This window comes from Streptomyces sp. CB02009 (genome assembly GCF_001905825.1).
GTDB lineage: Bacteria > Actinomycetota > Actinomycetes > Streptomycetales > Streptomycetaceae > Streptomyces.
Genome location: NZ_LIVV01000005.1, coordinates 644,860 through 658,529, shown reverse-complemented (window position 1 = coordinate 658,529; position 13,670 = coordinate 644,860). Strand labels below are relative to the sequence as shown.

Annotated in this window: 14 protein-coding genes; 11 read left to right on the top strand and 3 right to left on the bottom strand. The window is 72.9% G+C overall.

The features are described from left to right. Window positions 1-346: 346 nt before the first annotated feature. Complete coding sequence (locus AMK27_RS22600) at window positions 347-1,177, top strand: helix-turn-helix domain-containing protein (protein WP_073911283.1); 831 nt, start codon at window positions 347-349, stop codon at window positions 1,175-1,177. Further along, window positions 1,155-1,412 carry a DUF397 domain-containing protein gene (locus AMK27_RS22595; RefSeq protein ID WP_073911279.1) on the top strand — a complete coding sequence of 86 codons (258 nt, stop codon included), beginning with the start codon at window positions 1,155-1,157 and terminating at the stop codon, window positions 1,410-1,412. Before AMK27_RS22600 ends, AMK27_RS22595 begins: the two co-directional genes overlap by 23 nt. 62 nt (window positions 1,413-1,474) lie before the next feature. Here AMK27_RS22595 and AMK27_RS22590 read toward each other — a convergent pair whose 3' ends face one another. Beyond that, window positions 1,475-2,332 carry a LysR family transcriptional regulator gene (locus AMK27_RS22590; protein WP_073911276.1) on the bottom strand — a complete coding sequence of 286 codons (858 nt, stop codon included), beginning with the start codon at window positions 2,330-2,332 and terminating at the stop codon, window positions 1,475-1,477. Window positions 2,333-2,512: 180 nt separating this feature from the next. Between AMK27_RS22590 and AMK27_RS22585 the strand changes: the two genes are divergently transcribed. Further along, the gene (locus tag AMK27_RS22585) at window positions 2,513-3,475 is read left to right on the top strand and encodes an EamA family transporter (RefSeq protein WP_073911905.1); all 963 of its coding nucleotides are present in this window, start codon (window positions 2,513-2,515) and stop codon (window positions 3,473-3,475) included. Between the two features lie 31 nt (window positions 3,476-3,506). Here AMK27_RS22585 and AMK27_RS22580 read toward each other — a convergent pair whose 3' ends face one another. Then, window positions 3,507-4,427 carry a hypothetical protein gene (locus AMK27_RS22580; RefSeq protein ID WP_073911273.1) on the bottom strand — a complete coding sequence of 307 codons (921 nt, stop codon included), beginning with the start codon at window positions 4,425-4,427 and terminating at the stop codon, window positions 3,507-3,509. A 94-nt stretch (window positions 4,428-4,521) separates the two neighbouring features. Further along, window positions 4,522-4,920, bottom strand: a complete 399-nt coding sequence (locus AMK27_RS22575) for a hypothetical protein (protein ID WP_073911270.1) — start codon at window positions 4,918-4,920, stop codon at window positions 4,522-4,524. Window positions 4,921-5,136: 216 nt separating this feature from the next. On the opposite strand from AMK27_RS22575, the gene AMK27_RS22570 reads away from it, so the two are divergent. The 8 genes from AMK27_RS22570 to AMK27_RS22535 all read left to right on the top strand — a co-directional run bounded on the left by AMK27_RS22570 (window position 5,137) and on the right by AMK27_RS22535 (window position 13,640). Next, window positions 5,137-5,514 carry a VOC family protein gene (locus tag AMK27_RS22570; RefSeq protein WP_073911267.1) on the top strand — a complete coding sequence of 126 codons (378 nt, stop codon included), beginning with the start codon at window positions 5,137-5,139 and terminating at the stop codon, window positions 5,512-5,514. A gap of 165 nt (window positions 5,515-5,679) precedes the next feature. Continuing rightward, window positions 5,680-5,862, top strand: coding sequence for a DUF1272 domain-containing protein (locus AMK27_RS22565; RefSeq protein ID WP_079188569.1), 183 nt, complete (start codon window positions 5,680-5,682; stop codon window positions 5,860-5,862). A 76-nt stretch (window positions 5,863-5,938) separates the two neighbouring features. Further along, complete coding sequence (locus tag AMK27_RS22560) at window positions 5,939-6,370, top strand: hypothetical protein (protein WP_073911259.1); 432 nt, start codon at window positions 5,939-5,941, stop codon at window positions 6,368-6,370. A 137-nt stretch (window positions 6,371-6,507) separates the two neighbouring features. Further along, window positions 6,508-7,299 carry a TIGR03084 family metal-binding protein gene (locus AMK27_RS22555; protein WP_073911256.1) on the top strand — a complete coding sequence of 264 codons (792 nt, stop codon included), beginning with the start codon at window positions 6,508-6,510 and terminating at the stop codon, window positions 7,297-7,299. Then, complete coding sequence (locus tag AMK27_RS22550; protein WP_073911253.1) at window positions 7,299-8,990, top strand: acyclic terpene utilization AtuA family protein; 1,692 nt, start codon at window positions 7,299-7,301, stop codon at window positions 8,988-8,990. Before AMK27_RS22555 ends, AMK27_RS22550 begins: the two co-directional genes overlap by 1 nt. Further along, window positions 8,987-10,585 carry an acyl-CoA carboxylase subunit beta gene (locus AMK27_RS22545; protein ID WP_073911250.1) on the top strand — a complete coding sequence of 533 codons (1,599 nt, stop codon included), beginning with the start codon at window positions 8,987-8,989 and terminating at the stop codon, window positions 10,583-10,585. Before AMK27_RS22550 ends, AMK27_RS22545 begins: the two co-directional genes overlap by 4 nt. An 11-nt stretch (window positions 10,586-10,596) precedes the next feature. Then, window positions 10,597-12,510: an acetyl/propionyl/methylcrotonyl-CoA carboxylase subunit alpha gene (locus tag AMK27_RS22540; RefSeq protein ID WP_073911247.1), complete on the top strand. Its 1,914-nt coding sequence runs from the start codon at window positions 10,597-10,599 to the stop codon at window positions 12,508-12,510. Then, a complete protein-coding gene (locus AMK27_RS22535) occupies window positions 12,507-13,640 on the top strand; it encodes an acyl-CoA dehydrogenase family protein (RefSeq protein ID WP_073911244.1) in 1,134 nt (377 codons plus the stop codon). The genes AMK27_RS22540 and AMK27_RS22535 overlap by 4 nt, the downstream gene beginning before the upstream one ends. Window positions 13,641-13,670 lie beyond the last annotated feature (30 nt).

Below are 13,670 nucleotides of genomic sequence, written 5' to 3'. Positions count from 1 at the left end.
CCGCCGACGGCGGCCACTGCCCGAGGCCTGGCGTGGACCCGGTCCCCCGGACCGCCCTCCGAGAGTGTTTTCGCTTCTGGAGGTGGTGGGTCAAGGGTGGCCGAAGGCCATCGCGCAGCGACGCGACGAAGGAGCGCCCTTGACGCACCGCCGGAAGGAGCGACTCTCGGAAAGAGGGCGGTCCCACCAGAAGCCCGCTTGTCGGTCGCGCCGTTGCCGCCCGGCCTGCGTTTATGCGCCTGCAGGTCCAAGTTCCTTCGAAAGAGGGCCGGTTAACCGATTCGGACCTCCGGGACGAGGTGCCCGGTTACTGTCGGCGTGAGCCGACATTGGGGGTGACCTGCTCGTGGTCAACATCCGCAGCCTTGATCCGTCCGCCTCGCCCCTGGACTACTACGGATCCGAACTCCGCCGCCTGCGGGAGGCCGCCGGACTCGGGCAGAGTCAGTTGGGCGGCGTCGTCTTCTGCACGGGGTCCCTGATCGGCCAGATCGAGACGGCGAAGAAGGTCCCGACGCGGGACTTCTCTGAGCGGATCGACGCGGCGCTGATGACGGGCGGGTTCTTCACCCGCCTGGTGGGCCTGGTGCTGCGGAGCCAACTGCCCACGTGGTTCCAGCCGTATGCCGAGATGGAGGCGAAGGCGGCGTACATCTCGACGTACCAGTGTCAGCTCGTCTACGGCCTGCTCCAGACTCCGGCGTACGCCCGTGCGGTGCTGGGCGTAGAACACTCAGATCTGCTGGACGAGATGGTCGCCGCTCGGGTCGAGCGACAGCGAATCCTGGAGCGAGACCGCCCACCCGTGGTGTGGGTGGTGCTGGACGAGGCTGCTCTGACACGGGAGATCGGCGGGCGCCAAGTCATGCGGGCGCAGCTGGAGTATCTGCTTGCTTTCGCCAGTGAGCCGTGGGTGCAGATCCAGGTGCTGCCGTTCAAGACCGGAGAACATGCTGCAGTGATGGGGTCGTTCACCCTTCTGCGTTTCGACGGGGACCCGGATCTGTTCTACGCCGAGAGCTACGACATGGGTCACATGACCGCCAATCCGGAAGTAATGAGGGAACGTTCAGTCGGATACTCTCGCCTCCAGGCCACGGCCCTCTCGGTGGAAGACTCGGCCGAGCTGATCGCGCGCGTCATGGAGGAGCGATATGGACACGGTGGAGTGGCGTAAGTCGTCATACAGCGGTTCCAACGGCGGCGAGTGCATCGAATGCGCCCCCCTCGGCCCCGCCACCTGGCTCAAGTCCTCCCACAGCGGTTCCGACGGCGGCGAGTGCGTCGAAGTAGCCGACCTGACTCCCCACATCGCCGTCCGCGACTCCAAGAACCCCGACGGCCCCCACTTCCGCGCCACCCCCGCCGCCTTCGCCGTCTTCGTCGCCGCCGCCGCGCAGGGCCGGTTCTGACCGCGCTTCTGACCCCGCCCGACCCCACGGGCCGGTTCTGACCCCGCCCCGAACGACCGGCCTCACCCCCCGCTGACGATCTCCCGCGCCATCGCCACCAGCGCCCCCGTCGCCGGGTGCGGGAACGCGTCCCGCCAGGCCAGTACCACCGGAAGCGGTGGGGCGTCCGGCAGGGGGCGGTACGTGACGCCCGGGTGCGGGTGCAGGGACGCCGTCGACGCGGACGAGACGCCGACGCCCCGGCCCGCCGCGATCGCCGTCAGCCAGTCGTCGGTGTTCGCCACCGTGACCGTCGCCGCCGGGCGCGCCGCCGCCGGCCAGAGCGCGAGGGTCGTCGCGCCGGAGACCGTGTTGAGTACGACCGTCCCGTCCGCGAGGTCGTCGAGGGCGAGGCGCGGGCGCTCGGCGAGCGGGCTGTCGGCCGGTACGGCCGCGACGCGTTCCTCCGTCGTGAGCTCCTCGGTGACCAGGCCGGGCGCGTCGACCGTCCCGCGCAGCAGCGCCGCGTCGACCTCGCCCCGGGTGAGGCCGGCCGTGCGGTCGTCGATGCGGAGGAGTTCGAGCGGGGTCTCGGGGTGTTCGCGCTGCCAGCGGCGGAGCAGGGGTGTGGTGTACGGGCCGAAGGCCGACCACGCGTGTCCGAGGCGCAGCGGCCGGTGGCGCAGCCTGGCCGGGTCGACGGCCGCCTCGAAGGCGGCGAGGGCCGCCGCGGCCCGGTCCTGGAAGGCGCGGCCCTCGGCCGTGAGGGCGAGGTGGTGGGTGGAGCGGTCCACGAGCCGGGCTCCGAGGTGCTGTTCCAGGGCGGCGAGCGTGCGGGACACGGCGGGTTGGGTGAGGTGGAGCCGGGCGGCCGCCCTGGTGAGGCTGGACTCCTCGGCGATGGCGAGGAAGCAGCGGAGGTGGCGTAGCTCGATGCTCATGCGTACGGAGCATAACCGCAGCGCAATCGGCATTTCCGGCGCCGCGCGGGGACTCGTAGCGTGAGAGGGGAACTCCGGTGACAGGGGACCTGTGGTGCATTATTCTGGACTGGAAGTTCAATGCAATGAACAGTTGAGGAGCAGTCGGTGGACATCAGTCCGGTCAAGGAGGCGGGCCCGGTGGGGACCGCGGTCGGCCCCGAGTCGCCGGCCGTCCCCGTCGCCCCCGTCGGTGGCGCCCAGGGCGGCCGCGGGCCGAAGGGGCTCGCGGGTCACCGCTTCGGGCCCGTCGCGCTCGTCGTCACGGGCGGGCTCTCCGTGCAGTTCGGCTCGGCCCTCGCCGTCCTCCTCATGCCCCGGGCCGGTGCCCTCGGCGTCGTCACCCTGCGGCTCGTGCTCGCCGCCGCCGTCCTGCTGATCGTCTGCCGGCCGAAGGTCCGCGGCTACGGCCGGGCGGACTGGGGCACGATCGTCGCCTTCGGTGCGGCGATGGCAGGGATGAACATCCTCTTCTACCAGGCGGCCGACCGGATTCCGCTGGGTGCCGCGGTGACCCTGGAGGTCCTCGGCCCGCTGATCCTCTCGGTGGTCGCCTCCCGCCGCCTGATGAACCTGCTCTGGGCGGGACTCGCCCTCGGCGGTGTCGTCCTGCTCAGCGGCGGCGGCTTCGACCGCCTCGATCCGCTGGGTGCGGCCTTCGCGCTCGCGGCGGGCGCGATGTGGGCGACGTACATCGTGTTCAGCGCGCGGACGGGCCGCCGCTTCCCGCAGGCCGACGGACTGGCGCTCGCGATGGCCTTCGGTGCCGTCCTCAGCCTGCCGCTGGGCATCGCGGAGGCGGGCGACAAACTCCTCGTACCGTCGACGATCGGCCTGGGCCTCGCGGTCGCGCTGATGTCGTCCGTCCTGCCGTACACCCTCGAACTCCTTGCCCTGCGGCGCCTGCCCGCTCCCACCTTCGCCATTCTGATGAGCCTGGAACCGGCCATCGCGGCGACGGCCGGTTTCCTCATCCTCAGCCAGGCGCTGTCCCTGACCGACGCGCTCGCGATCGCCCTCGTCATCGCGGCGAGCATGGGGGCGGTACGGACGCAGGTACGGGCGGCCGCGCGGGAGCGGGACAGGGCCGGGGTGGCGGGCTAGGCCGACGGCCGGCGGGGGCGCTCGCGCCCGGTCAGAGCGCCGGGAACGAGATCCGGACGTCGTAGCGGCGCTCGAACTCGCGGATCTTGGCCGGCAGCGCGGTGTTCAGCGCGTCGATCTCCTGGCGGTGGTCGGCGCGGAAGCGTGTCCCGAGTGCCTTCCGCAGCTCGGAGCGGACGTCCTCGGCCGGCTTCATGCAGGCGGAGTACGCGCGGGCCAGGGTGTGTTCCCCGGTGGTGTCGCCGGCCTGCATGCGCTGGTCGACGAGGGCGAAGAAGGCGTTCTCGTCCGGTGCCGCGATCTTGCGGTCGGCCATGCACGGGCCGAAGCCCTTGAGCGCGGCGAGGGCCCGGGGGTGGGTGCGCAGCGACGACTCCTCCTGGAACCAGCTGCTCTGCACGGCGACGTACACGGAGCGCAGGCTCTGCTCCACGGACGCGGCGGTCTTCATGCAGCGGTCCTGGACGCCGCGTCCCGCGCCTTCGGCGGGGCGGTCGCCCGTGGAGTCGGCCGCGCCCGGGACGATGACGCCGTTGAAGCCGTTGCGGTCGATGAACGGCAGGTCGGGGATGTCGGAGAAGCGCACGAAGGCCGGCGGTTCGTGCGGCGGGGCGGGTGTCCGGTGTTCGGCCAGGCAGGTGCGGAGGGCCTTGTCGGCGGCCAGCCGCCCGAAGGCGTCGAGGCCCTGGGTGAGGCGGGTCTGCTCGCCCGTCGTGGGGAGCACCATGTCCACGACGTCCGCGGGCATCGCGGACGTGACGGCGACGGCGGCGGTGGCGGCGGGGCGCGGCGGCGGTGCAGGGGCGGCGGCGGCCTGCTCGGGCGGGGCCGAGCACGCGGTGAGGCCGGTGAGGCCGGTGAGGAAGGCGAGACCGGTGAGGGCGCCGGACGCGACGAGGCGCGTCGAATGCCGCCCGGCGGTCGGGCGCGGGAACGGGGTGCGGCGGGACATCGTGCCCGTACCTCCATGGTGCGATGCGTGGTGAGCCCCGTCGTCGGCCCGGCACCTCGCGGGGCGCCGGGCCGGCGACGGGGTGGTGCAGGGGTCAGTGGGCGACCTGCACGGCACCGCCGATCCAGTTGTACGCCGCCACGCCGAACTCACGGCCGTTGGTCAGGTCGGAGATCAGGACGTACTGGTTCACGGAGTAGCTGCCGTTCGATATCCACTGGTACGGGCGGGAGGCCCACGTCCAGGCACCGGAGGCGTTGCGGTACTGGGCGCGGTACGAGTCACCGCCGGCGCCACCGGGCGCCGCGGCCTCGACGACCTGCACGTCGTGGCAGCCGCTGCTGGACTTGTTGACGGTGGTCCACACGCTGTTCTGGCCGGTGGTGAGCCAGTCACGCTTGCACCCGTCGGCCGCGGAGGCGGTGGGGGCGAGCGTCATCAGCGAGGTCGCGACGGCGCCGACGAGGGCCAGACCGACAGCGGTCTTCTTCATGAGGAGATCCCTTTCTTGCACAGCGAGCGCCGCTCCGGCGGGGGCGGCGGCGGTTCTCACCCTCCTCCTGAGGGGGACCTCTCGTATTGGACAAAAGCGAGGTCCGGGGGCGTTCTTCGCAGCGCGGTTCTCGCAGGTCCGGGCGCTCCGGGCGGGCCAGTGGGGGGGGCCGGTGCGGGGCGCTCCGTGCGGTGTGGCGGGCCCTAGGATCCGCGCATGATCGCTGAACTGCAGTGCCTCGTCATCGACTGCCAGGCCCCCGCCGAACTGGCCGAGTTCTACCGCTCGGTCCTGGGAGGCGAGGTGGACCGGCCGGACGGCCGGTGGGCGCTGGGAGAGGCGTGGTCCACGCTGCACACCCCCGGCGGTCTCGTCCTCTGCTTCCAGGGCGTCGCGGACCACCGCCCGCCGACGTGGCCGTCCTCCGAGCGCCCCCAGCAGTCCCATCTCGACTTCGCGGTGGGCGACTTGGACGCGGCGGGGGAGCAGGTCGTCGCGCTGGGTGCGAGGCTCCTGGACGCGGGCGGGGGCAGCCGGAGCTGGCGGGTGTACGCGGACCCGGCGGGGCATCCGTTCTGCCTGGTCCGCCACTGAGGGCGGCGGCTGCTTGGCGGTTCGTGCGGCCCGCCTTGCGGCCCGGCCCCGTGGCCATGCCCCGTGGCCCGATCCTGTCGACCGTTGACCTTCGGGCTGTTTCGGGGATGTCGGGGGCCTCGGACGATGGAGCTGTCGACCGAGGTACGGAGAAGGGAGGGCGTCATGGCCCTGGAGATGCGCGAGCGCTGCGAGCGGTGCGAGACGGCGGTGCTGGTGGCGGACGGGCCCGCGCGGATCTGTTCGTACGAGTGCAGCTTCTGCGTGCCGTGCGCCGACGCGATGAGCGACGTCTGCCCCAACTGCGGGGGTGAGCTGGTGGCGCGGCCTCGGCGGGTGGCCGGGTAGCGGCGCCGGAGGCGTGGAGAGGCGGCGCCAGGGGGTCTATACACTCCGTGTATACACCGTGCGTATAGTCGGCGCTATGGCACCGTCCTCACCCACCCCGCCCACCCCGCTCGCTCCCCGGCTCCTCAAGGCCGTGATCGTCTCGCTGCTCGCCGTCGCCGCGTCGCACCTGATCCTGTCCGACACGCTGTACATGTTCTTCGCCGGCCAGGCCGCGTCGACGCTGGGCGCGGGGCCCGGCTACTCCTCGGACCAGGTGTTCACGGCCGCGATCATGAACACGGTCCTCCTCATGCCGCTGGTCCTGTGGATCGGCATGCGGGTCACCGGGGAGCGGAAGGTCTGGCCGATGGTCCTCGCGGGGACGGCCGCGTGGATCACCGCCGTGGGCCACGGCATCGACACGATCGACGACGTCCCCTGGGCCCTCCTGCCGTGGCGCTCCCTGATCCTCGTGGTCACCGTCACGGCCCTGGCATCGGCGATACGGAGGCGGCCGGGGGGTTAGGGGTGGCTGGTGGGGGCGGTGGACGGTCGGCCCGCGCGCGCAGCGCTTCTGCATCAATCAAAGCAAGCATGCTTGATTGTTTTCTGGTTCGCTGTCATGCTCCGGGGCACGCCGCCGTGTCCCGAGGGGAGCGCACCGTGTCCGACCCCGCTGTCGTCCTCGATGATCTGCGCGAGGAGAGCGAAGCACTCGACGTCCTTGTCGGCGCGTTGGGTGAGGAGCGGTGGGCCGCGCCCACCCCCGCCGCCGGCTGGACCGTCGCCCATCAGGTCGCGCATCTGGCCTGGACCGACCGGGCCGCGCTCCTCGCCGTCACCGATCCGGACGGTTTCGCCGCCGAGGCCGCCAGGGCGGTCGCCGCCCCCGAGCGTTTCGTCGACGAGGGTGCCGAGGAGGGGGCGAAGCTGCCGCCCGGCGAGCTGCTCGCCCACTGGCGCGAGGGGCGCGAGCTGCTGCAGGAGGCTCTGCGGGGGGTTCCGGCCGGTGTGCGGTTCCCCTGGTACGGGCCGCCCATGAGTGCCCCCGCCATGGCCACCGCCCGGCTCATGGAGACCTGGGCGCACGGCCAGGACGTCGCCGACGCCCTCGGGGCCGTCCGTACGCCGACCAACCGCATCCGGCACGTCGCCTGGATCGGTCACCGGGCCAGGGGCTACGCCTATCTGGTGCGGGGCCTGCCCGTTCCCGTCGAGCCCGTCCGGGTGGAACTCGTATCCGCAGGTGGGGAGTTGTGGGCGTACGGACCCGAGGACGCCGCTCAGAAGGTGACCGGGCAGGCGCTGGAGTTCTGTCTGCTCGTCACCCAGCGCGTCCACCGTGACGACACCTCCCTGGTCGCCGTCGGCCCGGACGCCGAGCAGTGGCTCACCATCGCCCAGGCCTTCGCCGGACCCGCGGGTCCCGGCCGGCCCGCCGAAGGGACCCGCTGATGGTGTTCCGGATCGGCAACGCCTCCGGGTTCTACGGCGACCGCTTCGACGCCGTCCGCGAGATGCTCACCGGTGGCGGGCCCGACGGTGCGGTCGACGTCCTCACCGGGGACTACCTCGCCGAGCTCACCATGCTCATCCTCGGCCGTGACCAGCTCAAGGACCCGTCCTCCGGGTACGCGAAGACCTTCCTGCGCCAGATGGAGGAGGGCCTCGGTCTCGCCCACGACCGTGGCGTCCGGATCGTCACCAACGCCGGCGGCCTCAACCCCGCCGGTCTCGCCGACGCCCTGCGCGTCCTCGCCGCCAAGCTCGGGCTGCCCACGCGGGTCGCGCACGTGGAGGGCGACCGGCTGCCGGCCGTCGACGGCGCACTGGCCGCCAACGCCTATCTCGGCGGCGCCGGGATCGCCGCCTGCCTCGCCGCCGGCGCCGACGTCGTCGTCACCGGCCGGGTCACCGACGCCGCCCTCGTCACCGGGCCCGCCCAGTGGCACTTCGGCTGGGGGCCCGAGGAGTACGACAAGCTCGCGGGCGCGGTCGTCGCCGGGCACGTCCTCGAATGCGGCACCCAGGCCACCGGCGGCAACTACGCCTTCTTCCGCGAGCACGACCCGGCGCTGCTCCGCCGCCCCGGCTTCCCGGTCGCCGAACTCCACGAGGACGGCAGCGCCGTCATCACCAAGCACCCCGGGACCGGCGGCCTCGTCGACGTCGGCACGGTCACGGCCCAGCTCCTGTACGAGACGGCCGGCGCCCGCTACGCGGGGCCCGACGTGACCGCCCGCCTCGACACCGTCCGCCTCACCCGGGAGGGGCCCGACCGGGTCCGCATCGACGGGGTGCGGGGCGAGGCGCCGCCGCCGACGCTCAAGGTCGGACTCAGTCGCCTCGGCGGCTTCCGCAACGAGGTGGTGTTCGTCCTGACCGGCCTCGACATCGAGGAGAAGGCCGCACTCGTGCGGGGGCAGGTCGAGGACGCCCTCGCCGGCGGCCGTCCCCGCGAGGTCCGCTGGGAGCTCGTCCGCACCGACCGGCCCGACGCCGACTCCGAGGAGACCGCCAGCGCCCTCCTGCGGCTCGTCGTCCGCGACCCCGCCCCTGAGGCCGTCGGCCGGGCCCTCACCGGCGCGGCCGTCGAACTCGCCCTCTCCAGCTACCCCGGCTTCCACGTCACCGCGCCGCCCGGGAAGGGCGCCCCCTACGGGGTCTTCGAGAGTGCGTACGTACCGGTCGCCGACGTTCCCCACACGGCCGTGCTCCCGGACGGGACCCGCGCCCCCGTTCCCGTACCGCAGCGGACCCGGGAGCTCGCGCCCGTGCCCGTACCGGACCTTCCCGAGCCGCTCCCGCCAGGGCCCACCCGGCGGGTGCCGCTCGGCCGGATCGCCGGCGCCCGCAGCGGCGACAAGGGCGGCGACGCGAACGTCGGCGTCTGGGTGCGCACGGACGAGGAGTGGCGGTGGCTCGCGCACGCCCTCACGGTCGAGCGGGTGCGTGAACTGCTCCCCGAGACGGCCGGTGTGGAGATCACCCGGCACGTGCTGCCGCGGCTGCGCGCGCTCAACTTCACCTTCGCCGGGATCCTCGGCGAGGGCGTCGCCTCGCAGGCCCGTTTCGACCCCCAGGCCAAGGCCCTCGGCGAGTGGCTCCGCTCCCGCGCAACAGACATCCCGGAGGGACTCCTGTGACCGTCCTCGCCTCCGCCCTCGACACCGGCGGATCCGACTACCGGGCCCACCGCGCGGCCATGCTCGACAAGCTCACCGCGCTGGACGCCGAGCACGCCAAGGCGCTCGCGGGCGGCGGCGAGAAGTACGTCGCGCGGCACCGCAAGCGCGGCAAGCTGCTCGCCCGCGAGCGGATCGAGCTGCTCGTCGACCCGGACACCCCCTTCCTGGAGCTGTCGCCGCTCGCGGCCTGGGGCAGTGACTACGCGGTCGGCGCCTCCCTGATCACCGGCATCGGGGTCGTCGAGGGCGTCGAGTGCCTGATCACCGCCAACGACCCGACCGTGCGCGGCGGCGCCTCCAACCCGTGGACGCTGAAGAAGGCGCTCCGGGCCAACGAGATCGCGTTCGCCAACCGGCTGCCCGTGATCTCGCTCGTCGAGTCCGGCGGCGCCGACCTCCCCTCCCAGAAGGAGATCTTCATCCCCGGCGGGGCGCTCTTCCGCGACCTCACCCGGCTCTCCGCCGCCGGCATCCCCACGGTCGCGGTCGTCTTCGGCAACTCGACGGCCGGCGGCGCGTACGTCCCCGGCATGTCCGACCACGCCGTGATGATCAGGGAGCGGTCGAAGGTGTTCCTCGGCGGTCCCCCGCTGGTGAAGATGGCGACGGGCGAGGAGAGCGACGACGAGTCCCTCGGCGGCGCCGAGATGCACGCGCGGATGTCCGGGCTCGCCGACCACTACGCCGTCGACGAGCCCGACGCGCTCCGGCAGGCACGGCGCATCGTGGCCCGGCTGAACCACCGCAAGGCCCAGCCCGACCCCGGTCTCGCGGAACCCCCGAAGTACGACGAGGACGAGCTGCTCGGGATCGTGCCCGGGGACCTCAAGACCCCGTTCGACCCGCGCGAGGTGATCGCGCGGATCGTCGACGGCTCCGACTTCGACGAGTTCAAGCCGCTGTACGGGCCGAGCCTGGTCACCGGCTGGGCGAGCCTGCACGGCTACCCGGTCGGCATCCTCGCCAACGCGCAGGGCGTCCTGTTCGGCCCGGAGTCGCAGAAGGCCGCGCAGTTCATCCAGCTCGCCAACCAGCGCGACATCCCGCTCGTCTTCCTCCACAACACCACCGGCTACATGGTCGGCAAGGAGTACGAGCAGGGCGGCATCATCAAGCACGGCGCGATGATGATCAACGCCGTGTCGAACTCCCGCGTCCCCCACCTGTCCGTCCTGATGGGGGCGAGTTACGGCGCCGGGCACTACGGCATGTGCGGCCGGGCCTACGACCCGCGCTTCCTGTTCGCCTGGCCCAGCGCCAAGTCCGCCGTGATGGGCCCGCAGCAGCTCGCCGGCGTCCTCTCCATCGTGGCGCGGGCGAGCGCCGTCGCGAAGGGGCAGCCGTACGACGAGGAGGCCGACGCCGGTCTCCGGGCGCTCGTCGAGGCGCAGATCGAGTCCGAGTCCCTGCCGATGTTCCTCTCCGGCCGGCTCTACGACGACGGGGTCATCGACCCCCGCGACACCCGCACGGTCCTCGGGCTGTGCCTCTCCGCGATCCACACGGCACCGGTCGAGGGCGCGCGCGGCGGCTTCGGCGTCTTCCGAATGTGAGGCCCCTCCCCATGACCGAGCCCTCGACGATCACCTCCGTCCTCGTCGCGAACCGCGGTGAGATCGCCTGCCGGGTCTTCCGTACCTGCCGTGAGCTGGGCATGTCGACGGTCGCCGTGTACTCCGACGCGGATGCCGACGCCCTGCACGTACGGGAGGCGGACACGGCGGTACGGCTGCCGGGGGCGGCGCCCTCGGAGACGTATCTCCGCGGCGACCTGGTGGTGGAGGCGGCGCTCGCGGCGGGCGCGGACGCCGTCCACCCCGGCTACGGATTCCTCTCCGAGAACGCGGACTTCGCCCGGCAGGTGGTCGACGCCGGACTGGTGTGGATCGGCCCGCCGCCCGAGGCGATCGAGGCGATGGCGTCCAAGACCCGCGCCAAGGAGCTCCTCGGCATCGCGCCCCTGACGGACGTGACCGAGGCCGACCTGCCCGTCCTGGTGAAGGCGGCGGCCGGCGGCGGCGGGCGGGGGATGCGGATCGTACGGGAACTCGACCAGCTCGAAGGGGAGTCGGCCGCCGCGTCGGCCGAGGCGCTGAGTGCCTTCGGCGACGGCGAGGTGTTCGTCGAGCCCTATGTCGAGAACGGGCGGCACGTCGAGGTCCAGCTCCTCTGCGACACCCACGGCACCGCCTGGGCGCTCGGCACCCGGGACTGCTCCCTCCAGCGGCGCCACCAGAAGGTCGTCGAGGAGGCGCCGGCGCCCGGCCTGCCCGCCGCGCTCGAAGCGTCCCTCCTGGACACGGCAGTCCGGGCGGCGAAGGCCGTCGGCTACGTCGGCGCCGGCACGGTCGAGTTCCTCGTGGCGGACGGCCGCGCGCAGTTCCTGGAGATGAACACCCGCCTCCAGGTCGAACACCCGGTGACGGAGGAGGTGTTCGGCGTCGACATCGTCGCCCTCCAGCTCGCCGTCGCCGAGGGCCGCGCCCTGCCGCCGGAGCCCCCCGCCCCGCGCGGCCACGCCATCGAGGCGCGCCTGTACGCGGAGGACCCGGCGCGCGCGTGGGCCCCGCAGACCGGTGTCCTGCACCTCTTCGAGCTGCCCGGGGAGGGCCGGACGCGCCTCGACACCGGGTACGCCTCCGGGGACACGATCGGAGTCCACTACGACCCGATGCTCGCCAAGGTGATCGTCCACGCCCCGACCCGGGCGGAGGCGGTCCGCAAGCTGGCCCGTGCCCTGGAGCGGGCCAGGATCCACGGACCGGTCACCAACCGGGACCTGCTGGTCGCCTCCCTGCGGCATCCCGGGTTCGCGGACCCCGGGCTGCTCGACACCGGCTTCTACGACCGGAACCTCGACGCCCTGACGGAGCCCCGGACCGGCGGCGAGCACGCGGCCGTGGCCGCCGCGCTTGCCGAGGCCGCCGCCCGCAGGAGCCGCTTCGGCGGGGGGTGGCGCAACCTGCGGTCCCAGGACGAGACGCGGACGTACGGCGGTCACGAGGTCCGCTACCGGCCGACGCGGGACGGCGGTTTCGAGGTGACGGCTCCCGAGGGCGTCCAGGCGGTCTCGGCGGACCCCGGCCGGGTGCGCCTCGAAGTCGCCGGTGTCGTACGGGACTTCGACGTCGCCGCGTACGGGGACGGCATCGTGCACGCCGGATCCCACCGGCTCACCGTCCACCCCCGCTTCACCGACCCGCGGGAGCAGACCGCCCCCGGCTCCCTGCTCGCGCCCATGCCCGGCACCGTCGTCCGGGTCGCGGACGGCCTCGCCGTCGGCGATCGCGTCACCGCCGGTCAGCCGCTCCTCTGGCTGGAGGCCATGAAGATGGAGCACCGCGTCATCGCCCCCGCCTCCGGCACGCTCACCGCGCTCCACGCCGCCCCCGGCCGCCAGGTCGAGGTAGGTGCCCTGCTCGCCGTCGTCTCGGACGACGCCACGACCGAAGCAGCACAGGAGGACCAGACCGTATGAGCACCATGATCGAAAGTGAAGAGCTCACCGCGCTCCGCGCCGCCGTCTCCGCGCTCGGGCACCGGCACGGCCCCGGCTTCGACCGGGCCACCCTGTGGGCGGAGGCCGGCAAGCTCGGCTACCTGGGGGTCAACCTCCCCGAGGAGTACGGCGGCGGGGGCGGCGGCATGGCCGAGCTGTCCGTCGTCCTGGAGGAGGCCGGCGCGGCCGGCGCGCCGCTCCTGATGATGGTGGTCTCGCCCGCGATCTGCGGCACGGTCATCGCCCGCTTCGGCACGGAGGAGCAGAAGCGGGCCTGGCTGCCGGGTCTCGCGGACGGCTCGCGGACGATGGCGTTCGGCATCACGGAGCCCGACGCGGGCTCGAACTCGCACCGGATCACGACGACCGCGACCCGTACCGAGGAGGGCTGGGTCCTCAACGGGCGGAAGGTGTTCGTGTCCGGCGTCGACATCGCCGACGCGACGCTGATCGTGGGCCGCACGTCGGACGCCCGCACGGGCAGCCTCAAGCCCTGTCTCTTCATCGTCCCGCGTGACGCCCACGGCTTCGAGCGGCGGCACATCGAGATGGAACTCGACGCGCACGAGAAGCAGTTCGAGCTGACGCTCGACGAGGTCCACCTGCCGGCCGACGCGCTCGTCGGCGACGAGGACGCGGGGCTGCTCCAGCTGTTCGCGGGTCTCAACCCGGAGCGGATCATGACGGCCGCGTTCGCGATCGGCATGGGCCGGTACGCGCTGGCGCAGGCCGTGAAGTACGCGAAGGAGCGCCAGGTCTGGAAGGCCCCGATCGGCGCCCACCAGGCGATCGCGCACCCGCTCGCCCAGGCGCACATCGAGCTGGAGCTGGCCCGGCTGATGATGGCGAAGGCCGCGCAGCTCTACGACGCGGGGGACGACATGGGGGCGGGCGAGGCCGCCAACATGGCGAAGTACGCGGCGGCCGAGGCCTGTGTGAAGGCCGTCGACCAGGCCGTCCACACGCTCGGCGGGAACGGCCTGACCAAGGAGTTCGGCCTGGCCCGGCTGGTCACGGCGGCGCGGGTGGCGCGGATCGCGCCGGTCAGCCGGGAGATGATCCTCAACTTCGTCTCGCACCAGACGCTGGGGCTGCCCAAGTCGTACTGACCGGGGCGGCCCGCCGGACGGGCGACGGGC

Excerpts from the sequence above, each read along its gene's own strand:
- AMK27_RS22535 (WP_073911244.1), top strand. The coding sequence starts at position 12,507 with ATGAGCACCATGATCGAAAGTGAAGAGCTCACCGCGCTCCGCGCCGCC.
- AMK27_RS22540 (WP_073911247.1), top strand. The coding sequence starts at position 10,597 with ATGACCGAGCCCTCGACGATCACCTCCGTCCTCGTCGCGAACCGCGGT.
- AMK27_RS22565 (WP_079188569.1), top strand. The coding sequence starts at position 5,680 with ATGGCCCTGGAGATGCGCGAGCGCTGCGAGCGGTGCGAGACGGCGGTG.
- AMK27_RS22580 (WP_073911273.1), bottom strand. The coding sequence starts at position 4,427 with ATGTCCCGCCGCACCCCGTTCCCGCGCCCGACCGCCGGGCGGCATTCG.
- AMK27_RS22560 (WP_073911259.1), top strand. The coding sequence starts at position 5,939 with ATGGCACCGTCCTCACCCACCCCGCCCACCCCGCTCGCTCCCCGGCTC.
- AMK27_RS22570 (WP_073911267.1), top strand. The coding sequence starts at position 5,137 with ATGATCGCTGAACTGCAGTGCCTCGTCATCGACTGCCAGGCCCCCGCC.
- AMK27_RS22595 (WP_073911279.1), top strand. The coding sequence starts at position 1,155 with ATGGACACGGTGGAGTGGCGTAAGTCGTCATACAGCGGTTCCAACGGC.
- AMK27_RS22590 (WP_073911276.1), bottom strand. The coding sequence starts at position 2,332 with ATGAGCATCGAGCTACGCCACCTCCGCTGCTTCCTCGCCATCGCCGAG.
- AMK27_RS22550 (WP_073911253.1), top strand. The coding sequence starts at position 7,299 with ATGGTGTTCCGGATCGGCAACGCCTCCGGGTTCTACGGCGACCGCTTC.
- AMK27_RS22575 (WP_073911270.1), bottom strand. The coding sequence starts at position 4,920 with ATGAAGAAGACCGCTGTCGGTCTGGCCCTCGTCGGCGCCGTCGCGACC.